This is a genomic window from Domibacillus epiphyticus (genome assembly GCF_001975785.1).
In the GTDB taxonomy this organism is placed as follows: Bacteria; Bacillota; Bacilli; order Bacillales; family Domibacillaceae; genus Domibacillus; species Domibacillus epiphyticus.
On record NZ_MSFI01000001.1, the window covers coordinates 179583 to 206356 of the forward strand.

General features: G+C 43.4%; 23 protein-coding genes. All 23 read left to right on the forward strand.

Annotated features, from left to right (window positions below; translation table 11 throughout):
* Nucleotides 1-77: 77 nt before the first annotated feature.
* The 23 genes from truB to BTO28_RS01035 all read left to right on the forward strand — a co-directional run bounded on the left by truB (nt 78) and on the right by BTO28_RS01035 (nt 26716).
* On the forward strand, nt 78-971 hold the full coding sequence (gene truB / locus BTO28_RS00925) for a tRNA pseudouridine(55) synthase TruB (protein ID WP_076763083.1): 894 nt from the start codon (nt 78-80) through the stop codon (nt 969-971).
* A 21-nt stretch (nt 972-992) separates the two neighbouring features.
* A complete protein-coding gene (gene ribF / locus BTO28_RS00930; protein WP_076763084.1) occupies nt 993-1940 on the forward strand; it encodes a bifunctional riboflavin kinase/FAD synthetase in 948 nt (315 codons plus the stop codon).
* Between the two features lie 124 nt (nt 1941-2064).
* Nucleotides 2065-2334: a 30S ribosomal protein S15 gene (rpsO, locus tag BTO28_RS00935; RefSeq protein ID WP_076763086.1), complete on the forward strand. Its 270-nt coding sequence runs from the start codon at nt 2065-2067 to the stop codon at nt 2332-2334.
* 76 nt (nt 2335-2410) lie between these two features.
* The gene (gene pnp / locus BTO28_RS00940) at nt 2411-4528 is read left to right on the forward strand and encodes a polyribonucleotide nucleotidyltransferase (protein ID WP_076763089.1); all 2118 of its coding nucleotides are present in this window, start codon (nt 2411-2413) and stop codon (nt 4526-4528) included.
* A 133-nt stretch (nt 4529-4661) separates the two neighbouring features.
* Nucleotides 4662-5903, forward strand: coding sequence for a M16 family metallopeptidase (locus BTO28_RS00945; RefSeq protein WP_076763091.1), 1242 nt, complete (start codon nt 4662-4664; stop codon nt 5901-5903).
* Nucleotides 5904-6004: 101 nt separating this feature from the next.
* Nucleotides 6005-6874: a dipicolinate synthase subunit DpsA gene (gene dpsA / locus BTO28_RS00950; protein WP_158068769.1), complete on the forward strand. Its 870-nt coding sequence runs from the start codon at nt 6005-6007 to the stop codon at nt 6872-6874.
* 9 nt (nt 6875-6883) lie between these two features.
* Complete coding sequence (locus BTO28_RS00955) at nt 6884-7468, forward strand: dipicolinate synthase subunit B (protein WP_076763417.1); 585 nt, start codon at nt 6884-6886, stop codon at nt 7466-7468.
* A 184-nt stretch (nt 7469-7652) separates the two neighbouring features.
* Nucleotides 7653-8705 (forward strand): aspartate-semialdehyde dehydrogenase, encoded by a 1053-nt coding sequence (gene asd / locus BTO28_RS00960; protein WP_076763096.1) that lies wholly within the window; start codon nt 7653-7655, stop codon nt 8703-8705.
* A gap of 39 nt (nt 8706-8744) precedes the next feature.
* Entirely contained in the window at nt 8745-10001 is a 1257-nt protein-coding gene (gene dapG, locus BTO28_RS00965) for an aspartate kinase (RefSeq protein WP_076763419.1), read from the forward strand.
* Entirely contained in the window at nt 9998-10864 is an 867-nt protein-coding gene (gene dapA, locus BTO28_RS00970) for a 4-hydroxy-tetrahydrodipicolinate synthase (protein ID WP_076763100.1), read from the forward strand. Before dapG ends, dapA begins: the two co-directional genes overlap by 4 nt.
* A 145-nt stretch (nt 10865-11009) precedes the next feature.
* Nucleotides 11010-12677 (forward strand): ribonuclease J, encoded by a 1668-nt coding sequence (locus BTO28_RS00975; protein WP_076763103.1) that lies wholly within the window; start codon nt 11010-11012, stop codon nt 12675-12677.
* A gap of 98 nt (nt 12678-12775) precedes the next feature.
* Nucleotides 12776-15034, forward strand: a complete 2259-nt coding sequence (locus BTO28_RS00980; protein WP_076763107.1) for an FtsK/SpoIIIE family DNA translocase — start codon at nt 12776-12778, stop codon at nt 15032-15034.
* Between the two features lie 224 nt (nt 15035-15258).
* Entirely contained in the window at nt 15259-16539 is a 1281-nt protein-coding gene (gene yfmF, locus BTO28_RS00985) for an EF-P 5-aminopentanol modification-associated protein YfmF (RefSeq protein ID WP_076763110.1), read from the forward strand.
* Nucleotides 16536-17831: an EF-P 5-aminopentanol modification-associated protein YfmH gene (gene yfmH / locus BTO28_RS00990; protein ID WP_076763113.1), complete on the forward strand. Its 1296-nt coding sequence runs from the start codon at nt 16536-16538 to the stop codon at nt 17829-17831. Before yfmF ends, yfmH begins: the two co-directional genes overlap by 4 nt.
* Nucleotides 17831-18553 (forward strand): elongation factor P 5-aminopentanone reductase, encoded by a 723-nt coding sequence (ymfI, locus tag BTO28_RS00995; protein ID WP_076763116.1) that lies wholly within the window; start codon nt 17831-17833, stop codon nt 18551-18553. Before yfmH ends, ymfI begins: the two co-directional genes overlap by 1 nt.
* A 56-nt stretch (nt 18554-18609) precedes the next feature.
* A complete protein-coding gene (locus BTO28_RS01000; RefSeq protein WP_076763119.1) occupies nt 18610-18855 on the forward strand; it encodes a DUF3243 domain-containing protein in 246 nt (81 codons plus the stop codon).
* Nucleotides 18856-18984: 129 nt separating this feature from the next.
* Nucleotides 18985-19776, forward strand: coding sequence for a YmfK family protein (locus BTO28_RS01005; protein WP_076763120.1), 792 nt, complete (start codon nt 18985-18987; stop codon nt 19774-19776).
* Between the two features lie 18 nt (nt 19777-19794).
* A complete protein-coding gene (locus tag BTO28_RS01010; protein ID WP_076763126.1) occupies nt 19795-20667 on the forward strand; it encodes a helix-turn-helix domain-containing protein in 873 nt (290 codons plus the stop codon).
* 24 nt (nt 20668-20691) lie between these two features.
* Entirely contained in the window at nt 20692-21270 is a 579-nt protein-coding gene (gene pgsA / locus BTO28_RS01015) for a CDP-diacylglycerol--glycerol-3-phosphate 3-phosphatidyltransferase (protein ID WP_076763135.1), read from the forward strand.
* A gap of 61 nt (nt 21271-21331) precedes the next feature.
* Nucleotides 21332-22576, forward strand: a complete 1245-nt coding sequence (locus BTO28_RS01020; protein ID WP_076763138.1) for a competence/damage-inducible protein A — start codon at nt 21332-21334, stop codon at nt 22574-22576.
* Nucleotides 22577-22993: 417 nt separating this feature from the next.
* Nucleotides 22994-24046, forward strand: a complete 1053-nt coding sequence (recA, locus tag BTO28_RS01025; protein WP_076763140.1) for a recombinase RecA — start codon at nt 22994-22996, stop codon at nt 24044-24046.
* A 241-nt stretch (nt 24047-24287) separates the two neighbouring features.
* Entirely contained in the window at nt 24288-25847 is a 1560-nt protein-coding gene (gene rny, locus BTO28_RS01030) for a ribonuclease Y (protein WP_076763142.1), read from the forward strand.
* Between the two features lie 68 nt (nt 25848-25915).
* Complete coding sequence (locus tag BTO28_RS01035; protein WP_076763144.1) at nt 25916-26716, forward strand: TIGR00282 family metallophosphoesterase; 801 nt, start codon at nt 25916-25918, stop codon at nt 26714-26716.
* Nucleotides 26717-26774: the final 58 nt, after the last annotated feature.

Below are 26774 nucleotides of genomic sequence, written 5' to 3' on the forward strand. Positions count from 1 at the left end.
AATGAGATGCCATGACAGCAGCGGACCAGGTCTGCTGTTTGTCTGGCATCTTTTTTTATGAACAAGGAGGAGTAAAAATGAACGGAATTTTACCGCTCTGGAAAGAAAAAGGCATGACATCACACGACTGTGTTTTTAAAGTACGCAAAATATTGAAAACAAAAAAAGTCGGGCATACCGGCACGCTCGACCCCGATGTGGAAGGGGTATTGCCCCTTTGCATTGGAAAAGCGACTCGTCTCGCTGAATATATAACAGAGAGCGGAAAAATGTATGAAGCGGAAGTCACAATTGGCGTTTCAACAGAAACAGAAGATGCATCCGGTGCGGTTATTGAAATAAAAAAAGTGGAGACACCCATTACCGAAGAACAATTGCTGCCGGTATTTGACCAGTTAACAGGCCGAATTGAGCAAACACCGCCCATGTATTCTGCTGTAAAAGTGAATGGAAAGCGCCTTTATGAATATGCGCGTGCGGGCCAGACCGTAGAGCGCCCTTCTAGAATCGTAACCATTGATCATATTGAACTGGTCAGCAGCATTACACACGATGAAGACACTGCCCGTTTTACCATTCGCGTGGCGTGTGGAAAAGGGACATACATCCGAACGCTTGCGGTTATGATCGGTGAAGCTCTGGGCTATCCTGCTCATATGTCGAAACTTGTACGCACAAGTTCAGGCGGGTTTTATAAAAAAGACTGCGTGACATTGTCAGAGCTAGCTGAAAGAACACCGGAAGACGTGTTAAAACCGGTCGAAATTGCGGTTTCTCATTTGCCCAAGTGGGACGTAAATGATACAGTAGCAGTAATGATAAAAAATGGGGCAGTACTCCCGGTGCCTTCTGACTGGCCGGACGGGGAAAAAGAAACAGCGGTATTTTTGAATGGACAGCTGCTGGCGATTTATCAACTTCATCCGGAAAAAAGAGGGAAAATGAAGCCGGTTAAAGTAATGCCAGACTGAAAGAGAGACAGGTGTCAAATTATGGAGATAGTGATGCTGCGTCATCCGCATGAACAAAAGAGAGAGCGCTTTGAGCCAATGGCACTCGCGCTCGGTTTTTTTGACGGCGTGCACAAAGGACATCAAAAGGTTATTTCAACTGCCAAAAAAATCGCTGACCAACATGGATGGAAAAGTGGAGTCATGACGTTTGATCCGCATCCATCCGTCGTACTCGGCCGGAAACACAGGCATATTCGCCATATTACGCCCCTTGAGGAAAAGAAACGATTAATTGAGGAATTCGGTGTCGATTATTTGTTTATTGTCCGTTTTACATCGGATTTTGCCGCACTTGAGCCGCAGCAGTTTATAGATGAATACATTATTGGACTAAACGTTCAACATGTCATCGCTGGATTCGACTATACATATGGCCGGCTTGGAAAAGGGACAATGGAAACAATGCGATTCCATTCACGCGGGCAGTTCGAATATACAGCAGTGAATAAACTTGAATTTGAAGAAGAAAAAGTAAGTTCGACAAAGGTGCGTGACCGATTGTCAAACGGGTTAGTCCGTGATGCATCTGACCTGCTTGGCCGGCCATACAGAATGCGGGGGACGGTTATTCATGGCGATAAAAGAGGACGGAAATTAGGTTTTCCGACCGCCAACATTGAACCAGATGATTCGTACTTTTTGCCTTTGACAGGTGTATATGCGGTGAAAATGCGTGTACAGGATAAGTGGTTTGAAGGAGTGTGCAATGTTGGCTATAGGCCGACGTTTAAAAGCCCGGACAAGCCTGTTTTATCAATTGAAGTGCATATTTTTCAGTTTAATGGAGATATATATGGAGAAGAAGTAGATGTAGACTGGTACATTCGCCTTCGGGGAGAACAAAAATTTAACGGGATTGAAGAACTATCCGCTCAAATTGAAAAAGACAAGCAGTCTGCCATCCGTTTCTTCGACAAAACTCCTTGACCAAAGTAAATAAATTTCGTATAATGTACAGTGCTTAACATTTTGAACCGCTGCTTGGCATAGCGAGTCTCCAACGCATGCTCGGCTGACGGGGATGAAACAAATTAAAGGAGGAAGCAAAACAATGGCATTATCACAAGAACGCAAAAACGAACTAATACAGGAGTACAGAACGCATGAGTCCGATACTGGATCTCCAGAAGTGCAAATTGCTGTATTGACTGAACAAATCAACACTTTGAATGATCATTTACGCACGCATAAAAAAGACCATCATTCACGTCGTGGTCTTTTGAAAATGGTAGGTCGTCGCCGTAACTTGCTTACGTATCTTCGTAACAAGGACGTTGCACGCTACCGCGAGTTGATCCAAAAACTCGGTTTGCGCCGATAATTCACGATGAAGCGGGATTTTTCCCGCTTTTTTGTTAGGAAAAAAAACGTTTTTTAAATAAGAGAGGTGCAAATAAATGGAGCAGGGAAAACAAGTATTTTCCATGGATTGGGCAGGGCGTGAGCTGACTGTCGAAGTTGGACAAATCGCTAAGCAGGCCAATGGATCAGCGTTAATTCGCTACGGTGATACCGTTGTATTAAGCTCTGCAACTGCCTCAAAAGAAGCAAAAGCAGTAGATTTCTTTCCATTGACGGTTAACTATGAAGAACGCCTTTACGCGGTTGGGAAAATTCCCGGCGGATTTATTAAACGCGAAGGCCGTCCAAGTGAAAAAGCCACATTGGCGAGCCGCTTAATTGACCGGCCGATCCGTCCACTTTTTCCGGATGGTTTCCGTAATGAAATTCAAGTGATCAGCATGGTGATGAGTGTTGACCAAAACTGCTCATCTGAAGTCGCTGCGATGTTTGGTTCGTCTCTCGCACTTTCTGTTTCAGACATTCCGTTCGAAGGTCCGATTGCCGGTGTACAAGTAGGCCGGATTAACGGAAAATTCGTCATTAACCCAACTGTTGAACAGGCGGAACTAAGTGACATCGATTTGACGGTTGCCGGTACGAAAGAAGCGATTAACATGGTCGAAGCAGGTGCCAAAGAAGTTCCAGAAGAAGTGATGCTTGAAGCGATTATGTTTGGCCATGAGGAAATCCAACGATTAATTTCATTCCAAGAAGAAATTGTCGCAAAATGCGGAAAAGAAAAGCGCGAAGTTGAACTGTATGAAAATGACAAAGAACTCGAAGCGAAAATCCGTACAATGTGCGAACAGGACATGATTCAAGCAATTCAAACCGCTGAAAAGCATGCGCGAGAAGAAGCGATCAAAGAAGTAAAAGACGCTGTTAAAGCAGCACTTGAAGCAGAAGGTGCGGAAGAGGCACTCCGTGAAGCATCGGAAATTCTCGACAAAATTGTTAAAGAAGAAGTACGCCGTTTAATTACGGTGGAAAAAATTCGTCCGGATGGCCGTAAAATAAATGAAATCCGTCCGCTTGCATCGGAAACAACATTGCTTCCGCGCACACACGGTTCCGCTATGTTTACACGTGGACAGACACAGGTGCTGAGCATTGCGACTCTAGGTGCTTTAGGCGACGTTCAAATTTTGGACGGACTCGGTGTGGAAGAGTCTAAACGTTTTATGCACCATTACAATTTCCCGTCCTTCAGCGTAGGGGAAACACGTCCGCTTCGCGCGCCAGGACGCCGTGAAATCGGTCACGGTGCTCTAGGTGAACGTGCGCTTGAGCCAATAATCCCGGATGAAAAAGACTTCCCGTACACGATTCGTCTCGTGTCAGAAGTTCTTGAATCAAATGGTTCATCATCACAGGCAAGTATTTGTGCAAGTACGATGGCAATGATGGATGCGGGTGTGCCGATTAAAGCACCTGTTGCAGGTATCGCAATGGGTCTTGTGAAGTCAGGCGAACACTATACAGTCCTTAGCGATATTCAAGGCATGGAAGATCACTTGGGTGACATGGACTTTAAAGTAGCTGGTACAGCTAAAGGTGTTACAGCGCTTCAAATGGATATTAAAATTGATGGCTTAAGCCGAGAAATTTTAGAAGAAGCATTGCAGCAAGCAAAAGAAGGAAGAATGCATATTTTAGAGCATATGCTGTCTGTCATCGACACGCCGCGTGCTGAATTGTCTGCATATGCACCAAAAATAATGACAATGACGATCAATCCTGACAAAATTCGCGATGTCATCGGACCAAGCGGGAAACAGATCAACAAAATCATTGAAGAAACGGGCGTTAAAATCGACATTGAACAGGATGGAACAGTCTTTATTTCATCCATTAATCAAGAAGACAATGAGCGTGCTAAGAAAATCATTGAAGACATCGTTCGTGAAGTTCAAGTTGGCGAGCTTTACATGGGGAAAGTAAAACGAATTGAAAAATTTGGTGCATTCGTTGAATTGTTTAAAGGAAAAGACGGACTTGTACACATTTCTGAACTAGCTGAAGAGCGCGTCGGCAAAGTGGAAGACGTTGTGAAAATAGGCGATGAGTTCCTTGTAAAAGTCATCGCGATTGATAACCAGGGACGTGTAAACGTATCCCGTAAAGCGGTTTTGAAAGAGCAAAAAGAAAAAGAAGAAGCGGCAAAACAGTAATTTTTAAAAGCGTTGATCTCTTTTGCAGATCAGCGTTTTTTTCTGGCATAAATGTGCTACATATGCTATTGTTATTCATTGGTATAACGAAAATGACATCCTGGTGAAACAGAATTAGGGGGACTTGATTACCTTGATAAAACGATTTACATGTAATAATGGTGTTACTATAGTGACGGAAGAAATTTCAACTGTTCGCTCGGCAGCAATCGGTATTTGGATTGCGACCGGTTCACGGGACGAATCTCCGGAGCTAAATGGTATATCCCATTTCCTTGAACATATGTTCTTTAAAGGGACAGATACATTAAGTGCAAAGGAAATTGCTGAAAGTTTTGACAGCATCGGCGGTCAGGTTAATGCGTTTACGTCAAAAGAATATACGTGCTACTATGCAAAAGTGCTCGATAATCATGCCGATCATGCATTAAATGTACTGTCAGACATGTTTTTCCATTCTAAATTCGAAGAAGAAGAGATGGAGAAAGAAAAAAATGTCATTTATGAAGAAATTAAAATGTATGAAGATGCACCTGACGATATTGTCCATGACTTATTAAGCAGAGCAGCATTCGGGAATCATCCGCTTGGTCTGCCGATACTAGGAACAGAAGAAACACTCGCTTCGTTTACACGTGATACGTTAAAGGACTATATGTATAACATGTATACTCCGGACCGAATTGTTATTTCCATTGCCGGAAATATTGATGAAGAGATTGTCCGCAAAGCGGAAGCGCTTTTTGGTTCATACACAGGTGGAAAAGCGCAGTCTATGGCCGCACCGGTTCATTTTTTCCACGAGAAAAAGTCTCGCTCAAAAGAAACAGAGCAAGCACATTTGTGTCTAGGATTTGAAGGCATTCCAATTGGAGATAAAGACATTTACAACTTAATTGTTATGAACAATATTATCGGCGGCAGTATGTCGAGCCGTTTGTTCCAGGAAGTACGTGAAGAGCGGGGTCTTGCTTATTCTGTTTATTCCTATCATTCCTCATATAAGGATACCGGCTTAATTACATTTTACGGCGGAACCGGTGCCGGTCAGCTCGATGAATTGTACGAAACAATCGTCAATTCCATCAAGCTTGTGAAAGAAGAAGGCTTTACCGAAAAAGAACTGTATAATAGTAAAGAGCAGTTGAAAGGCAGCTTAATGCTGAGCCTGGAGAGTACAAACAGCCGGATGAGCAGAAACGGGAAAAATGAGCTGCTTTTAAAACGTCACCGTTCACTTGATGAAATTGTTTCACTTATTGACAGTGTAACGAAAGACAGCATTGATCAGCTGGGCAGACAATTATTCGATAAACCATTTTCGGCATCATTGATCAGTCCTGATGGCAAATGGCCGACATCAGCAACAATCTGAATCCGCTAATTGCGGGTTCTTTTTTTATAGCATAATAAAGGCACAGGGAAATAAACGTTTCATACAATAAAAAGAATACGTCGCAAATGGAGGAGATGAAGATGAACGCAGTTATATTTGGCGGGGATGCAAGGCAATTGGAAATCAGCCGTATACTGTCAAAAAACGGTTATCACGTTTGGATGATTGGATTTAATCATATTGAGAAAATAGACCATGCTGAACAGGTACATGTTGATAAACTGGAAAATCTTCCGATTGATCTATTCATTTTGCCTGTATCGGGTGTTAAAGAGGGCGGGGAGGTTGAATCACCATATGCCGGCGATCCGCTTCTATTTACGAAAGAGATCGCATCACTGCTGCCGGAGAGATGTATCATCATAAGCGGCATCCATACCCCAGAACTCACTGATATTGTTAAGCGTGAAATTCTCTATTTATTTGACCGTGAAGATGTCGCGATTCATAACTCAATTCCAACAGCAGAAGGGACGCTTTTGCTGGCGATAATGCACACACCGATTACGATCCATCGCTCAAATGTCGTCGTTGTCGGTTTAGGACGGGTTGGCTTGACAACAGCCCGGCTTTTCCAGCAAACGGGTGCTTTTGTCAAAACGGCAGTAAGAGAACCTGGGAAATTTGCCCGTGCAATTGAAATGGGGCTTGAGCCTTTTTATATGGAGGAACTCAATACTCATATTAAGAATGCGGATATTATCATCAATACGGTACCGTCACTTGTTTTAACAAAGGACGTCATTCAAAATATGAAAAAAAAGAGTTTGATCATTGATCTCGCTTCACAGCCTGGCGGCACAGATTTTGAAGCGGCGAAAAAAGCAGGTATTCAGGCCATTCATGCACTTGGTCTACCAGGGAAAACAGCGCCTGAAACGGCCGGGAAAATACTCGGTCATGTCATAGTCGATGCTGCACGTGAATGGAAAAGGGAAAGGGGATTATAAATAGTGGAACTGTCTTTAACAGGACGCCGAATTGGCTTTGGGTTGACAGGCTCTCATTGTACATTTGAGGAAGTGGTCCCAATCGTCTTAAGGTTAAAAGAACTCGGCGCGAATGTCGTTCCGGTTGCGACTGCAACCGTTCAAAAAGAGGCGAGCCGCTTTGGATCGGCTGGCGAGTGGCTGCAAAAAGTGGAAGAAGCAGCCGGGAAAAAATCGATCGTGACGATACAAGATGCAGAACCGCTCGGTCCAAAAGAACCGCTTGATTGTATGGTTATCGCGCCAATGACAGGAAGTTCACTCAGCCGTTTTGCCAATGCTAACACGGATTCTCCAGTTTTAATGGCGGCAAAAGCAACTCTCCGTAATGGCAGACCGGTTGTCCTTGCAGTATCGACAAATGATGGACTCGGGTTAAACAGCCATAACATTTTTAAACTGTTAAATACAAAGAACATTTTTTTCGTTCCTTTCGGACAGGACGATCCTTTCAAGAAACCGAATTCACTCGTTGCCAAAATGAACCTCATTCCAGAAACCGTTGCTGCCGCACTAAACTACCAGCAACTTCAGCCGCTGTTAAAAGAAAACTAACACAGCTCCCCTTAAATTCCGTCTTTTTTATCGAACGAATGATTTTCTTCTTTTATTCATCCTTTAATGTGTTAAAATAATGCTATTAATAGTATCGAGATACTTATTTTCACTATTAGCTATTATTCGACAACGTATCACATACGTAAAAATGAATCACTTATTCTGGAAGGGGAAGATTTACATGAGTAACAAAGGTTTTCACGTAGCCGTCGTAGGTGCGACGGGAGCGGTCGGGCAGCAAATGCTTAAAACACTGGAAGAGCGCAATTTTCCGATTAAGAAATTGACGCTTCTTTCTTCCGCCCGTTCAGCGGGAAAAACCGTTTCATTTAGAGGCGAAGACGTAACGGTACAGGAAGCAAAACCGGAAAGTTTTGAAGGGATTGACATCGCATTGTTCTCAGCCGGCGGCAGTGTATCAAAGGCACTTGCTCCTGAAGCAGCAAAGCGTGGTGCTGTGGTCATCGACAATACAAGTGCATTCCGCATGGATCCGGAAGTTCCGCTAGTTGTACCTGAAGTGAATAAAGAAGATTTGCGCAGCCATAAAGGCATCATTGCCAATCCAAACTGCTCAACGATTCAAATGCTCGTAGCACTAGAACCGATCCGTCAAGCTTATGGCTTGAAAAAAGTGATCGTGTCAACGTACCAGGCAGTGTCCGGTGCGGGTGCACAAGCAGTAGAAGAGCTTTACAATCAAACAAAAGCAATCATTAATAACGAATCATTCGAACCGAAAATTTTGCCGGTTGGAAGCGATAAAAAGCACTATCAAATCGCTTTCAATGCGATACCGCAAATCGATAAGTTTGAAGATAATGGTTTTACATTTGAAGAAATGAAAATGATTAACGAAACGAAAAAGATCATGCACATGGAAGATCTTCCTGTTGCAGCGACATGTGTGCGTTTGCCTGTTGCAACGGGTCACTCTGAATCACTTTATTTTGAAACAGAAAAAGGCGCTCTCACAGCTAGTGACATTCAAGGTCTGCTGAAAGATGCACCGGGTGTGGTCCTCCAAGACAACCCGGCAGAGCAAGTGTATCCAATGCCTGCGGACTGCGTTGGCAAGAATGACGTATTTGTCGGCCGCATTCGGAAAGATCTTGATACAGATAACGGTTTTCATATGTGGGTTGTTTCTGATAACTTGTTAAAAGGCGCAGCCTGGAATTCTGTACAGATCGCTGAAACATTGATCGAAATGGAGATTGTTACAGAAAAATAAACGGCTGCCATTCTTCTAAGAAGAGGTTAGGTGTTCAATGTGAAAATCATCATCCAGAAATTCGGCGGCACATCTGTTCGTGACGAACAGTCAAGGCTCAGTGCACTTGTCCACGTGCAGCGGGCCGTTCGTGAAGGTTATAAAGTAGTTGTTGTTGTCTCCGCTATGGGAAGAAAAGGGGATCCATATTCAACGGATACATTACTTTCTCTTACCGGAGGAGAAGAAAGCAAGCTGACAAGAAGAGAAAAAGACCTTCTAATGTCAGCTGGCGAACTGATCTCCAGTCTTGTTTTTTCAAACATGCTAAAAGAAAACGGGCTTGTATCAACAGCTTTAACCGGCGGGCAAGCAGGATTTGTAACGGATCATGAACACATGAACGCCAAAATAATTGAAATGAGGTGTACGCGCCTTCTCAAAGAACTGGAAACGAACGATGTAGTCGTTGTAGCCGGTTTTCAAGGGGCATCCAAGTCAGGTGAAATTACCACGCTTGGCCGGGGAGGCAGCGACACATCATCAGCAGCGATAGGCGCAGCGGTAGGCGCTGACTTTATTGATATTTTTACTGATGTGAACGGTATTATGACGGCGGACCCGCGCATCGTTCAGAATGCGCGTCCGCTTTCTATCGTGACATATACGGAAGTATGTAATATGGCGTATCAAGGGGCAAAAGTGATTCACCCGCGCGCAGTGGAAATTGCGATGCAGGCGAAAGTACCGCTCCGTATTCGTTCGACATATACAGAGGAAACAGGCACGCTTGTGACGTCTTCAACGGATGAAAATCACGGTTCTGACATGCGTGAACGTACGGTGACCGGGATTGCTCATGTAACCGGTATAACACGGATTAGAGTCCAGACGACTGAACAGGCACTTGTTTTTCAACTTATGGCGGCTGAGGGAATCAGCGTTGATTTTATAAATATTTCAGAGGATCGGATCACATATACCGTCCCGTCCGCCGATGCCCGCCGCGCGAAACAGAAACTAATGGACAACGGCTACACACCGATTATGGAATCGGACTGTGCAAAAGTTTCTGTTGTCGGCGCAGGCATGACAGGCGTGCCAGGTGTAACGTCTAAAATTGTTACCGCGCTCTCAGCTAAGGGTATTAACATTATGCAGTCAGCAGACAGTCATACGACAATCTGGATTCTTGTCAAAGAAAAACAGATGCCGGCTGCAGTCAACGCACTTCACGATGCATTTTTATTAGAAACAATAGACGAACAGGCTGAATTGAATGAGGAGGCCGAGACTACAGGAGGCGAATACAAATGATTTCTTTCGGCCGGTTGTCAACGGCAATGGTTACGCCGTTTGATTCAAAAGGAAACATTGATTTCGATAAAACAACCCAACTGATTGAACATTTAATTCAAACCGGAACGGACTCGCTCGTTGTGGCAGGTACGACCGGTGAATCACCGACACTTACTTCAGAAGAAAAAATAGCTCTTTTCCGTCATGCAGTAAAAGTGGCTGCAGGCCGTATCCCGGTTATTGCCGGAACGGGCAGCAACAATACAAGAGCATCAATTGAAATGACAAAAAAAGCGGAAGAAGCAGGTGTTGACGCGATTATGCTCGTCGCACCTTATTATAATAAACCGAATCAGGAGGGACTATTTCAGCATTTCAAAACGATCGCTGAATCGACTAGTCTTCCGATCATGATCTATAATATCCCTGGACGCACGTCCATCTTAATTGAACCGAAAACAACTATTCGTCTCGCAAATGAAGTACCTAATATAATAGCGACAAAAGAAGCGAGCGGCAACATCGATATCATCACAGAAATTTTGGCTAATACAGCTGATGACTTTCTTGTCTACAGCGGCGATGATGGCTTGACACTCCCTGTGTTGTCAGTTGGCGGCTCAGGTATCGTTTCAGTCGCATCTCACGTGGCTGGAAACGAAATGAGAAAAATGATTGATTCGTTTTTTGAAGGTGACGTACAAACAGCCGCAGTCATTCATCAAAAACTTCTCCCGCTATTCCGCGGACTATTTGCCGCGCCGAACCCGGTGCCGGTGAAAACAGCTCTTCAAATAAAAGGGCTGGATGTTGGCAGCGTCCGTCTTCCGCTTATTCCGCTAACAGAAGACGAACGAACAACATTGTCGACATTGCTTTAAACAAAAAGCCGGTTTTGCAGATTTTTTCTGTAAAACCGGCTTTTTTTTATTCATGTCAGATAGTATTGGCTTTACTTTTCTCCATCGATTATAATAGACGTAAGTGTATGGAACGGGTTTGTTAAATGTTTAGGAGGAAAATATTGTGAGCAAGAAAGTAAATGAACTGATTAGAATCATTCCGCTCGGTGGAGTCGGTGAAATTGGCAAAAACATGACGGTCGTGGAAGTGGATCGCGATATTTTCGTGATTGACACTGGACTCATGTTTCCAGAAAACGAAATGCTTGGCATTGATATCGTTATTCCGGATATCACATATTTAGAGGAAAACAAAGATCGGGTCAAAGGAATTTTTTTAACACACGGGCATGAAGATGCGCTCGGATCGCTAGGATATGTATTGAAAAAAGTAAAAGCGCCAGTATATGGAACGAAATTGACACTAGCGCTCGCGAAAATGCGTCTTCGGGAAGAAAACGTGAAGGAAGATGTGAAGTTTTATACGGTTCATTCTGATTCAAGGCTTCGTTTCGATCATTCAGAAGTCACGTTCTTCCGCACAACGCACAGCATTCCAGATTCTGTTGGGGTAGCCATTCATACGTCAGAAGGCGCCATCGTACATACGGGTGAATTTAAATTTGATCAGAGTGCAAAAGGACACTACGCGCCGGACATCAGCAAAATGGCCGCGCTTGGTAAAAATGGTGTGTTTGCTTTATTATCTGATTCCACTGAAGCAGAGCGCCCAGGACATACGACTTCTGAAGATGTGATTGCTGCGCAGCTATCTGATGCGTTTCACTCAGCGAGAGGACGCATTATTGTCTCATTATTTGCGTCCAACTTAATCCGTATGCAGCAAGTATTCGATGCCGCGCATGAAAACGGCCGAAAAGTGGCTGTAAGCGGCAAAAGCATTCAACGTGTAAACGACATTGCCATTCGGCTAGGTTACCTTCATGTTGAAGAAGACATTTTAATTAACTTAAATGAAATCAGCAAATACCCGGATCACGAAGTAGTTATTTTAGCAACTGGTGTACAGGGAGAACCGATTGAAGCACTGCAAAAAATGGCGAAAGGCACAAACCGTCATGTGAAAATTAAAGAGGGGGATACGGTTTTAATTACAGCGACCCCTTCAGCAGGGCTTGAATTGCTTCTAGCAAAAACAGTGAATTTACTGTACCGTGCAGGAGCAAATGTGTTGACTGGCAGCCGTCGTGTTCATGTTTCCGGCCATGGTTCCCAGGAAGATTTGAAATTTATGCTGAACTTGATGAAACCGAAATATTTCATACCGGTTCAAGGTGAATACCGGATGCTTAAAACCCATGCGAAACTTGCCGAAATGACAGGTGTGCCGAGTGAGAATATTTATATTCCGGAAAAAGGCGATGTCATTGAATTTAAAAATGGCGGAATGCGTCCGGCGGGCAGGGTTACAGCCGGAAATGTTTTGATTGATGGAATTGGTGTAGGGGATGTCGGAAACATTGTTCTTCGTGACCGGAAATTACTGTCACAGGATGGTATTTTTACCGTTGTCATTACATTGAGTAAAAAACAGAAAAAAATAGTAGCGGGTCCAGAAATTATTTCGCGTGGTTTTGTTTATGTTCGTGAGTCAGAAAAATTGATAGAGGATTCAGTGAAACTTGTTACAAATATTGTTGAAAAAAATCTTGCAGGGGAATCTTTTGAATGGTCAGGTATTAAACAAGATATTCGGGATCAATTAAATTCATTCCTGCATGAAAAAACGAAAAGACGCCCTATGATTTTACCAATCATCATGGAAGTGTAATGGATCGTGTGTTCGATTAGAATATGGTATAATTGGAAAGCAGCCAAGAGTAGGCTGCTTTCCATCTGTTTATAGATCAAAAAACAAGGGTGATTGAATTGGTACAAAAAAAACGCAAAAAAACGACACGGCGCCGAACAAATAAAGAAAAAGCCCGGATTGAATCGTTTAAGCTGCAAGGAGCAGGTGCTGTCATACTCGCTGTTTGTACGATTGGAATGATCGGTACAGGAATGGCAGGGAGAATGGTGAAACATGCTTCTTCATTTTTCTTTGGAAATCTCTATATGGCTGGATTAATCGGTATAGCAGGAATGGCTGTATACATGGTGATTAAACGGCGGCGCCCGCCCATATGGAAAAGAAGTATTTTTGGTTTATTGCTTATTATCGCAAGCATCCTTGTTTTCCTGCATATTCGCCTGTTTGAAAATCCAAACGAAGGAACCAACTACCTTTCAGAAACCTGGCTATTATATAAAGACAGCATTTCACAACAAGATGTAAACATTGGCGGCGGCATGATTGGCGGCTCACTGTTCTATTTATTTTACTTTTTATTCGGCCGTCCCGGTACATGGGTTTTTGCTGTTTTTCTTTTCTTGGCCGGTATTGTCATGATCGGCGGAAACCCGCTTATTGAAAAACTGTCTCACACTGCTGTTCTTATTGGTGAGAAGGTTAAAGACCAATTGCAGCAATGGAAACAGAGAATGAATGAAAGAAAAGAAGAGAAACAAAGGGTGAAGCCTGAAGAACAGAAAGAAGTTATTGAGCCGGAACGAGATCTTCCAATTGTCATGAATGAACCGGAGCCGGTCATCTCAAGTTTTTCTGAAAAAGCATACAATGATGAACCAATCGTGCAGCAAAAGCCAGAACCGGTAAAAGAATTGGAAGAAACCATTCTAGCGTTTGCAGAGGAAGAAAACACAGATTACAAGCTACCACCTGCCACCATCTTGAAAAAACCTCAGAAAACAGACCAGAGCAATGAAAAAAAACATATTCAAAAAAACGCACAAAAACTGGAGAAAACATTTCAAAGTTTTGGTGTCAAAGCGAAAGTTACTCAAGTCCATCTAGGTCCTGCTGTCACAAAATATGAAGTCCATCCTGATACAGGAGTAAAAGTAAGCAAAATTGTCGGCTTGACCGACGATCTTGCGCTTGCGCTTGCTGCGAAAGACATTCGGATGGAAGCGCCAATCCCAGGAAAATCAGCGATTGGTATTGAAGTGCCTAACGCTGAAGTGGCAATGGTTAGTTTTCGTGAAGTGATTGAAGCGAAGCAAAATGATAAACCAGATTCAAAACTTCTTGTTGCTTTAGGGCGGGACATTACAGGTGAAGCAATTACCGCTGAGATGAACAAAATGCCCCATTTACTAGTGGCAGGTGCGACTGGAAGCGGGAAAAGTGTGTGCATAAACGGCATTATTACAAGTATTTTAATGCGTGCAAAACCGCATGAAGTAAAAATGATGATGATCGATCCAAAAATGGTTGAATTAAATGTATATAACGGTGTCCCCCATTTGCTGGCGCCAGTTGTAACGGATGCGAAAAAAGCATCACAGGCTTTGAAAAAAGTCGTTGGTGAAATGGAACGGCGCTATGATTTATTTTCACATACCGGCACGAGAAATATTGAAGGCTATAACGGATATGTGACGAAGCATAATGCGGAGACAGGTGAAAAACAGCCCCATCTTCCATACATTGTGGTGATTGTTGATGAACTTGCTGATTTAATGATGGTTGCATCAAATGATGTAGAGGATTCCATTACCCGTTTGGCGCAAATGGCACGGGCAGCTGGAATTCATCTTATTATTGCAACTCAGCGCCCGTCTGTTGATGTCATTACCGGCGTAATCAAAGCGAATATTCCATCACGAATTGCCTTTGCGGTGTCTTCGGCGACCGACTCAAGAACAATACTTGACATGGGCGGAGCTGAAAAATTGCTCGGCCGCGGGGATATGCTTTTTTACCCTTCTGGAGCGGTTAAACCTGTCCGCGTTCAAGGTGCCTTTTTATCAGATGAGGAAGTTGAAGATATTGTTGACTTTGTGATTTCTCAACAAAAAGCTCAATATCAAGAAGAAATGATTCCTGAAGATATACCGGAAGCGACAGGGGAGTCAGAAGATGAACTTTATGATGATGCAGTTCAACTTATTTCTGAAATGCAGACAGCATCCGTTTCTATGCTTCAGCGGCGCTTTCGAATTGGCTACAGCCGAGCAGCCCGCTTAATTGATGAAATGGAAATGCGCGGCGTTATTGGTCCTTATGAAGGGAGTAAACCCCGCACTGTACTCGTTCCAAAACCAACTGAAGAAATAAAGTAAAAAGAACAGTCTAATGGCTGTTCTTTTTTTAAAAAAAAGCGGTTCCTGCTGGTGATTTGGGGGAACAATAGATTTTCCAATAAATTAAAAAAATTTCATTGGAAACTTTTGCTGTAAAAGAATACGTTTGCAAGTAAATTCTTTTTCATTTTATGAATGCTGCTGTATAGTGAAGATATACTAGTAAAAGCTATGTAGAAGTCCGGATTAGGGGAGGAATAATAATGGAAGCATCACAGGAACAATCGTTTAATCAACCGGGATGTACCGTCCATGTGATTGAAACGGAAAAATATAAAACGAATACAGTGATTGTTAAAATGAGATCGCGTCTAGACCGGGAAACAGTCACAATGCGCGCCCTATTGCCGCATGTTTTACAGTCCGGTACCGAGAACGCGCCTTCAGCGACGGCATTCCGTACCGCTCTCGATGAATTGTACGGGGCGCACTTCTTTGTTGATTCAGCGAAAAAAGGAGATGACCATGTTCTTACCTTTACGATTGAAGTCGCAAATGAAAAGTATTTACATGGGGCAAGTGACTTATTTGATCAGGCATTAAATGTCATGTCGGATGTACTATTCCGCCCATATCTTAAGGAAGCAGTATTTCCTGATTCGACTGTAAAACAGGAAAAAAGAAGTTTACAGCAGCGTATTCGGTCTATTTATGATGACAAAACCCGCTACGCATCGGTAAAACTTGTAGAAGAGATGTACAAAGAAGATCCATATGCACTGCCAGCAGGAGGTCTTTTAGAACAAGTAGAGCCCATTTCACCGCAGTCGCTTTATCATTATTACAAAAAGACACTGGCAGAAGATACGATTGACATTTTCGTAATTGGAAATGTTGATCCCCAGAATGCCGCAGCAAAAATTGAATCGTATTTTCCATTTGAAAAGCGGTCAAAATCCCTTAAACCGAAAAATACGTCAGTCCAGGTGGAAGACATCCGTGTAATTCATGAAAAACAGGATTTGAATCAAGGGAAATTAAATATTGGATGCCGGACGAGTATTCGATATGCCGATCCGCAGTTTGCAGCACTCCAAGTTTTCAACGGTGTTTTCGGCGGATTTGCCCATTCGAAATTGTTTATGAATGTCCGTGAAAAAGAAAGCTTGGCGTACTACGCGGCGAGCCGTCTTGACAGTCATAAAGGCTTTTTGATGATGCTTGCCGGCATTGATCAAAAAAATTACGATAAAACAGTCAAGATTATGAAAGAGCAGCTGAATGAAGTGAAAGAAGGGAACATTTCGGATCTTGAAATGGATCAGACAAAAGCACTATTAAAAAATCAATTGAAAGAATCCGCTGATACAGCAAGAGGGATGGTAGAACTTAAGTATCACAATATTGCAGCAGGTGTTGACCGTCCAATTGACGAATTGATCCAAGCCATTGATGCGGTAACGAAAGAAGAGACAGCAGCTGCAGCCAAAACGGTTGTTGTGGATACTGTGTACTTTTTGTCAGGCAAGGAGGAGCAGGGATGAATAAAACAGTCTTTGATCAAATGAATGAAACGGTGTACCATGAACAGCTTGAAAACGGGCTGAATGTCTATATATTGCCGAAAGCGGGTTTCAATAAAACGTACGTAACATTCACGACGAATTACGGTTCAATTGATAACGATTTTATACCGCAGGGCGAAAATGAATTTATCCATGTTCCGGACGGCATTGCTCACTTTTTAGAGCACAAAATGTTTGAAAAAGAACATGGCGATGTATTTCAGGAGTTCAGCAGCCAAGGGGCTTCTGCAAATGCATTCACCTCTTTTACCCGGACAGCTTATTTATTTTCGGCGACATCAAATATAAAAGAAAATACAGAGACATTGCTGAATTTCGTTCAGGCACCCTATTTTACAGAGCAGACGGTGGAAAAAGAAAAAGGCATTATTGGTCAGGAAATCCGCATGTACGATGATAACCCGGACTGGCGTGTATATTTTGGGTTAATTGAAAACCTATATAAACAGCATCCTGTGAAAATAGACATTGCAGGTACGGTCGAATCAATTGCGGATATCACAAAAGATCATTTATACACATGCTACGAAACATTTTATCATCCGGGGAACATGTCGTTGTTTATCGTTGGTCCTGTTGATCCGGATGACATGATGGAGCTTGTACGCCGCAACCAAGCAAGCAAGGAGTTTCCAGAGCCATTCCCGGTGGAGCGCCGTTTCCCGGATGAGCCTTCAGAAGCAGCAGAAAAACATCGTTCTCTTCATATGAGCGTAAATACGTCAAAATGTGAAGTTGGTCTGAAAATGCCTGTCTCGGATAAAACGGGAACAGAAAAATTAAAAGAAGAACTGGCGGCGGGGCTGCTGCTTGAAATTTTATTTGGAAAAAGCGCTAAATTTTACGAAAAATCCTATAATGAGGGACTTATTGATGATACGTTCGGCTTCGACTATACAGGTGAGAGGGGCGTCAGCTTTGCCATTGTCGGCGGCGATACAGATGAACCGGAAAAGCTGTCTGAACGTATTAAGGCGCAGCTGATGGAATCTAAAGAAGGACAGCACATTACAGAAGAATCATTTAGTCGAGCACGCAAGAAAAAAATCGGTGCCTTGCTCCGGGCCTTTAATTCACCGGAATTTATCGCTAACCAATTCACGCGGTATCAATTTAATGGGTTGAATTTATTTGAAACCGTACCGGTTCTTGAGGCAATGAAGATGGAAGATGTAATCAGCTTTGCACGAACAATGATTCAAGAAGAAGGGTTTTCTTCCTGTTTTATATTGCCAAAAGAGAGCGCATAATGAGCAAAAAAGCATTGATCACCGGGGCTTCAGGCGGAATCGGTTCAGCGATTGCGCTTAAACTGGCTAAGGATGGGTGGGACTTGATTCTTCATTACAGTCAAAATGAAGAATCGGCCCGCATTCTTGCCGCTCAAGTTATAGAAGCAGGGAGAGAGACGGTCCTCTTTAAAGCGAATTTAAAACAACAAGAAGAGATTGATGCCCTTGCCGAATCTGCAAATGATGTAACAGCAATCGTATTCGCTGCCGGAATGAGTCAATACGGAATGCTGCAAGACGTTACAGATGCAGAAATGGACGAACTCTGGTACGTACATATGAAAGCGCCCATGATGATTTCAAGAAAGTTGATCCCATCTTTATTAAAACAGGAAAACGCATCGATTACGTTTATTTCATCAATCTGGGGAGAAACAGGTGCCTCCTGTGAAACAGTATATTCTGCTGTGAAAGGTGCTCAAATTGCGTTCTCAAAAGCACTGGCCAAAGAACTTGGTCCATCCGGTGTTCGGGTTAATGCCATTTCACCCGGTGCGGTTCACACCTCTATGAACAGTGTTTTTTCAGCGGAAGAACAAGGGGAAATTGCCTTTGATATCCCACTCGGACGTTTCGCAGCGCCAGAAGAAATTGCGAATGCAGCGGCATTTCTAGTCTCGCCTGCCGCCAGTTACATTACCGGACATACCCTGTCAGTAAACGGTGGATGGTACGCATAAATGACGAAATACAGAACATACTATGAATGATTCCACTTTTAAAGGAGGATTTTCAAATGTCTGTACTCGATAACTGGCAAGACTGGAAACGATTTTTAGGCAATAAAATGAATAATGCTGAGCAGCGTGGAATGCCTGACGAAGCGATCAACAAACTTGCATATGAAATTGGCGACTACTTGCATGCAAATGTTGATCCAAAAAATGAGCAGGAACGTGTTTTGTCTGATTTATGGTCTGTAGCCAATGAAAATGAGCAAAAAGCACTGGCTGCATGCATGATGAAGCTCGTTCAAAAATGACATTATTGGGAACCCTTCTCGAACAATTACGTTCAAGAAGGGTTTTCTTTTCAGTTCTGCTTTTAAAAATACATAATATCCTTTATTATAGTAAACAGATGCTTAAGCATGCCGCAATGGAGGAGTTCGATGGTCAAAAAAGAATGGTACCTTGAATATAGAATAAAAAAGAACCGTCCGGGCCTGCTCGGTGATATTTCTTCTTTGCTTGGTATGCTGTCGATCAATATTGTAACGATTAACGGTGTCGATGATAAAAGCCGGGGCTTACTAATGAGGGCGGAAAGTGAAGACCAGATTAAGCGGCTGGACTCAATATTAATGACAATGGATACGATTGAAATCGTGAAACTGCGTGAGCCGAAATTACGCGACCGTATGGCTGTCCGCCATGGAAGATATATAGAGCGTGATGCAGACGACCGCAAAACATTCCGATTTATTCGGAGTGAACTTGGACTTCTTGTCGATTTTATGGCAGAATTGTATAAAATGGAAGGGCACCGTCTCATTGGCGTTCGAGGAATGCCACGGGTAGGGAAAACAGAATCAATAGTCGCTGCAAGTGTGTGTGCCAATAAAAAATGGCTGTTTATGTCATCAACGATGATTAAACAGACAGTGAGAGAGCAGCTTTTGCGTGACGAATACAGTTCGAATAACATTTTTATTTTTGATGGGGTAATGTCGGCAAAGAGAGCTGGTGAAAAGCACTGGCAGCTTGTCCGGGAAGTCATGCAGCTGCCGGCTGTAAAAGTCGTGGAGCACCCGGATGTGTTTGCAGAAAACAGTGATTATTCACTCGATGACTTTGACTATATTATTGAGCTCCGACATGAGCCGGATGAAGAAATTACGTATGAGGCAGTAGAAAAAAACAACCTGTTCCAGGATTCGAACTTCGGTGGTTTTAACTTTTAATATTGGAAGGTGTTACGGGTGACAGAATTAGGGAGAAAATTAAAGGAAGCGCGGGAGTCAAAAGGAATGTCATTATCAGACATTCAAGAATTAACAAAGATTCAAAAGCGTTATCTGGCCGGTATTGAAGAAGGCAACTACGATATTATGCCGGGCAAATTCTACGTGCGGGCTTTTATCAAGCAGTACGCGGAAGCTGTAGGGTTAAATGCGGAAGAATTGTTTGAAGAATTTAAAAGCGAAGTGCCGTCTTCTAAAGAAGACGAGGTGCCTCTTCGTCCAACCGGAGCTGCCGCATCAGAACAGAAAAAAGTGGCAGCGTCAAAACCGGTTCGGGATTCATCAAAATTTCTAGATTATTTGCCAAAAATTTTAGTAACTGCTTTTATTATTGGGGCACTTTTCCTTGTATGGATGCTCATTCCGAAAGGCGGATCAGAAAGTGAGCCTGCTGTTGATGAAAAAGTGCAGGTACAGGAAGACCCAGCAGTGGAAAATGAAACACCTGCTGTTGAAGAAGAGCCTGTAAAAGATGAACCAGCTGTTGAAGAACCGCCGGCAGCTCCCGCTCAAACATTAACAGCAGTATCTGCGAGCGGCCGTCAAACTGTGTACGAACTTGCAGGTGCAAAATCGTTTGAAGTATCCGTATCTTCAAAAGGTGAAACATGGGTCGAAATGGCTGATGGAAGCGGGAAAAAGTATTACAGTGGAATGCTGGCCAATGGACAGACACAAACACACAACTTAACAGGTCAGACTGAAGCGCAAATCGTTGTTGGATTTGCACCAGACACCGTTATTACTGTGAATGGCGAACCACTTGCTTATAAGCTTCCGGCTGCGGATGAAGTCCGGCAGGATATCGTCATTCGCATGAAAGCTCAATAACGGTTGTTTGTGGAGGGAACTGTCTTGAATTTACCAAATAAAATTACCATTTCACGCATTCTTATGATTCCGTTTTTCATTTTGGTTATGGTCGCTGATTTCGGATGGGGTACGGTGAGCGTGTTCGGTACCGAAATGCCGGTTGAGCATTTAGCCGGAGCTTTACTCTTTATTTTTGCTTCCACTACCGACTGGATTGACGGATATGTTGCACGAAAGTACAACCTTGTCACGAATCTGGGCAAGTTTTTAGACCCTCTTGCTGACAAATTGCTTGTTTCGGCGGCATTGATTATTTTAGTCGAATTGGGCTTTGCAGCGTCATGGATTGTCATTGCGATCATCAGCCGCGAGTTTGCGGTAACGGGTCTCCGTCTCATTTTGGCGGGTACCGGGGAAGTGGTTGCGGCGAACATGCTTGGGAAAATTAAAACGTGGGCGCAAATTGTGGCGATTGCTGTTCTATTGCTCCATAATGCGCCATTTGAAAGCTGGGGCATCCCGTTCGGTGACATTATGCTCTGGATCGCGCTATTTTTCACCATATGGTCCGGCTGGGATTACTTCAAATTAAATAAAGATGTTTTTAAAAACTCAAAATGACGAACAGGCACCTTTGGATGATTCCATAGGTGCCTTTCTTAAACATGGAGGAGAAATACATATGAATGCTGAGATTATTGCAGTTGGATCAGAATTATTACTCGGACAAATTACGAATACGAATGCGCGCTTTCTTTCCCAGCATCTTGCTGAAATCGGTGTTAATATTTACTATCATACTGTCGTTGGCGATAACAAACAGCGGCTTGAAGAAGCGGTCAAACTGGCTCAAAAAAGGGCAGATTTAATCATTTTCTCCGGGGGTCTTGGACCGACAAAAGATGACCTGACAAAAGAAACAATTGCACAGATGATCGGGACAACGCTGGAATACAATGAAGAAGCGCTTGAGGGCATTCAATCATATTTTGACAAAACCGGACGAATGATGACGGATAACAATAAAAAACAGGCTCTTGTGATCAAAGACAGTATCGTGCTTAAAAACGACAATGGAATGGCACCAGGCATGTTTGTTAAATCCAGTGATAAATATTATATGCTTTTACCTGGCCCGCCGCGTGAAATGCAGCCGATGTTTTTAAACTACGGACGACCGGAAATTTTAAATGTGATGGAAAAAGTCGAGCGGATTGAATCGCGTGTTCTGCGGTTTTTTGGCATCGGCGAATCGGCGCTTGAAACAGAAATCGATGATATTTTAATGAAACAGACGAATCCAACGATCGCCCCGCTTGCAGGCGACGGTGAAGTCACGCTGCGTATAACGGCCAAACATGAATCTCCTGAAGAAGCGGTTCGAATGATCCAGCAGGCGGAAGACGAGATATTAGAGCGGGTTGGCCATTATTTTTATGGCTATGATGAAACGACCATCGCGGCTGAGCTTGCAGGTAAATTAAAGGATAAACAGCTCACGATTGCAGCGGCAGAAAGTTTGACAGGCGGGCTGTTTCTCGGAGAATTAACTGCGATTCCCGGCATGAGTGCCCATGTTAAAGGGGGTGTTATCTGCTATACAAATGAAGTGAAAGAACTTGTTCTCGGCGTGAAAAAAGAAACTTTAACCGAATTTGGCGCAGTCAGCAAAGAGTGTGCGAAAGAGCTGGCTGAAAATGTCCGCAAGTTGTGTGGATCGCGTATCGGTATTAGTTTTACAGGTGCAGCGGGACCTGATTCGCTTGAAGGACATGAGCCGGGAACTGTTTTTTTAGCAATCGCCGCAGAAGGACAGGAAACGATCATTCATTCGTTAAAGATGGCTGGGAGCAGGGACGGTGTAAGGAAAAGAACAGTGAGGTACGGCTGTCATTATTTGCTTCAGTTATTTGACCATAAACAATAACATTTAATTTGCTATGAATTCAGCTGGAGGATAGGTGATGAGAGGTATATATAGCCTGAAACAATCCGTTGACCGGTGCATAGAGCCCCCTATCACCTCTCTTTTAACATAATATTGTATCGATTTTAAGTGTATCGGAGGTTCCGGTACGCTTTTTAATCGGGCTATGCTATAATATAAAAAGCAGATTCCAGGTCTGTTGTAAGACTGCTCATCATTGTCCTTCTGTATCCTCTCATATTCACTACCTATCTTGTTTACTCCTTTCTTCTGAAAGCAGGTGAAAAAAATCGAATAAACGTTCGTTTTTTGCTTGTAATTCTCTTTCGTATGAGGTATAGTTAAGTCAGGTTAATACACACTCGCGAAACAGCTGTTCCTAATATAGATATATATTTTTGAAGGAGGAATTTTATAGTGAACGATCGTCAAGCTGCCTTAGATATGGCACTAAAACAAATAGAAAAGCAATTTGGTAAAGGTTCTGTTATGAAACTTGGAGAGCAGGCAGAACGAAAAGTTTCGACAACACCAAGTGGCTCTCTCGCACTTGATGCAGCACTTGGGGTAGGCGGATATCCACGTGGCCGTGTGCTAGAAATTTACGGTCCGGAAAGTTCAGGTAAAACAACTGTTGCCCTTCATGCGATTGCAGAAGTACAGGCCACAGGTGGACAAGCTGCATTTATCGATGCGGAACATGCACTTGATCCTGTTTATGCGCAAAAGCTCGGTGTCAACATTGATGAATTACTTTTATCGCAGCCGGATACGGGAGAGCAGGCACTTGAAATTGCTGAAGCACTTGTACGAAGCGGTGCTGTTGACATTATTGTCGTTGACTCGGTTGCTGCCCTCGTACCGAAGGCGGAAATTGAAGGCGAAATGGGTGCTTCCCATGTAGGTTTACAGGCACGTTTGATGTCACAGGCGCTTCGCAAGCTGTCTGGTGCGATTAACAAATCAAACACAATCGCGATCTTTATCAACCAGATTCGTGAAAAAGTCGGGATTATGTTCGGCAATCCTGAGACAACGCCAGGAGGCCGCGCCCTCAAGTTTTACAGTTCAATTCGCCTTGAAGTAAGACGTGCCGAAGCACTGAAGCAAGGCAATGATATTGTCGGGAATAAAACGAAAATTAAAGTTGTCAAAAATAAGGTCGCGCCGCCATTCCGTGTAGCGGAAGTCGATATTATGTACGGAGAAGGCATTTCACGTGAAGGTGAAATTATCGATCTTGGTTCAGAAGAAGACATTATCGAAAAAAGCGGTGCATGGTATTCATACGATGGGGAACGTCTTGGTCAGGGCCGTGAAAATGCGAAACAGTTCTTGAAAGAAAATCCGGACGTTCGTCATGAAATTATGATGAAAATCCGGGAACGGTATGGACTTGATGATGCCGCATCCCTTCCAGTGGCGACAGAAAATGAAAACGCAAGTGACTCACTTTTTGATGATGAATGATCATAAAGCAGGAGACGGGACGACCCGATCTTCTGCTTTTTTTGTTAAAACCTTATGCAAAAAGGTCTTTCAAAGAGAAAACCTTGACAATGAATTTTTACACCGATAAAATTAAAATTGTATATTTGACATTTTTTATCTTGAAAATGGAAATGTAGCGCTGTTTGTTTTATTTATATTCATTGCAGCAGCCGACATGTTAAAAACATGACAATTATTTATAGCAAGAGGAGGTGAAATGATGGAACCCATTACGATCATCTCCATTTTGCTTGGCCTTATCATTGGTGTCGTTGTTGGCTATTTTGTACGAAAATCAATTGCCGAATCAAAAATAGCGGGTGCGAAAAACGCCGCGGATCAAATTGTGGATGACGCGAAACGTGAAGCGGAAGCGTCGAAAAAAGAAGCATTGCTCGAGGCAAAAGATGAGATTCATAAACTGAGAACGGAAACGGAACATGAACTCCGTGAACGAAGAAATGAATTGCAAAAACAGGAAAACCGCCTCCTTCAAAAAGAAGAAAATCTTGATCGAAAGGATGATTCCCTAAATAAGCGGGAAGAAACGCTCGAACATAAAGAGGCAGCGTTACAGACAAGACAACAACATATTGAAGAGATGGACAGCAAAGTGGATGAGATGGTGAAAAAGCAGCAGTCCGAACTTGAGCGGATTTCCGCTCTTACACGGGATGAAGCCCGCTCCATCATTTTAGAAAGAACAGAACAGGAATTGTCCCACGATATTGCCATCATGGTGAAAGAAAACGAGCACCGTGCGAAAGAAGAATCGGATAAAAAGGCGCGTGAAGTATTATCGCTTGCGATTCAACGTTGTGCCGCCGATCATGTCGCAGAAACGACGGTTTCGGTTGTTGCTTTGCCGAATGATGAAATGAAAGGGCGTATTATCGGGCGTGAAGGACGCAACATCCGTACACTTGAGACGCTGACAGGCATTGATTTAATCATCGATGACACGCCAGAAGCTGTCATTCTGTCCGGCTTTGATCCAATCCGTCGTGAAACGGCACGAATTGCACTCGAAAAATTGGTGCAGGACGGCCGCATCCACCCGGCACGTATTGAAGAAATGGTCGATAAAGCGAGACGTGAAGTGGACGAGCACATTCGGGAAATTGGTGAACAAACAACTTTTGAAGTCGGCGTTCACGGTTTGCATCCTGATTTGATCAAAATACTCGGTCGTTTGAAATACCGGACGAGCTACGGTCAAAACGTGCTGAAACATTCCATAGAAGTCGCGTATTTATCCGGTCTTCTGGCAGCCGAATTAGGGGAAGACGAGATGCTTGCCCGCCGTGCAGGTCTTCTGCATGATATCGGTAAAGCGGTCGATCATGAAGTGGAAGGAAGCCATGTTGAGATTGGCGTTGAGCTCGGCCAGAAATATAAAGAGCATCCTGTCGTCATTAACAGCATTGCCTCTCACCACGGAGATACAGAACCGACTTCCGTTATCGCTGTCCTTGTTGCTGCCGCTGATGCACTGTCAGCTGCACGTCCAGGTGCACGAAGCGAAACACTTGAAAACTACATTCGCCGTCTTGAGAAATTGGAAGATATTTCAGAATCATATGATGGTGTTGAAAAATCATTTGCCATTCAAGCCGGCCGTGAAGTACGGATTATGGTTAAACCGGAACAGATCGATGATTTGCAGGCTCATCGACTAGCGCGTGACATTCGAAAACGAATTGAAAGCGAACTCGATTATCCTGGTCATATTAAAGTGACGGTCATTCGTGAAACACGGGCTGTAGAATACGCAAAATAAGCGAAAGCGGTGTGCGCTGGTCACATCGCTTTCTTTTTGTCAAAAAAACGGGAAAGAAGGCCGTAATTATGGAATTATTATTTATTGGCGATGTCGTCGGTTCACCTGGCCGTGATATGGTAAGTGAGTTTTTGCCAAAGTTAAAACAAAAATATCGTCCGTCTATTACGATCGTAAACGGCGAAAACGCAGCAGGAGGAAGGGGGATCACAGAAAAAATTTATAAAGCATTTATGAATGACGGTGCCAATGTTGTGACACTTGGCAATCACGCCTGGGATAACCGTGAAATTTTTGAATTTATAGATGGGGCCAAATGGCTTGTGCGTCCTGCCAATTTTCCTGAGGGGGTTCCAGGAACAGGCATTGCGTTTGTCCCGGCTGGAGAATTTGAAGTAGCGGTCATTAATTTGCAGGGCCGCGTATTTATGAATGATCTGGACTGTCCATTCAAAAAAGCGGATTTGCTGGTGGAAGAAGCAAGAAAACGGACGCCATTTATTTTCGTTGACTTTCATGCGGAGACGACGAGTGAAAAGCAGGCGATGGGTTGGTATTTAGATGGCCGTGTCACAGCTGTTGTCGGTACACATACACATGTCCAGACGGCGGATAACCGAGTATTGCCGGGCGGCACCGCCTATTTAACAGATGCCGGGATGACAGGACCGTATGACGGTATTCTTGGCATGGAGAAAGAAGTGATTTTGAAAAAGTTTCTTAACGCATTGCCTGCCCGCTTCGAAGTACCTAAAGAAGGACGAACGCAGCTTTCCGGATGCATCGTGCAGGCGGATCGGAAAACGGGTCTCGCGAAATCGATCCGGCGCATCTTAATAAACGAAGACCATCCTTTCACCGATTATTAATTCATAGCCCCGTCTCATTTGAATATATATGAAAGACGAATGTAGGCTTTGGAAAGGG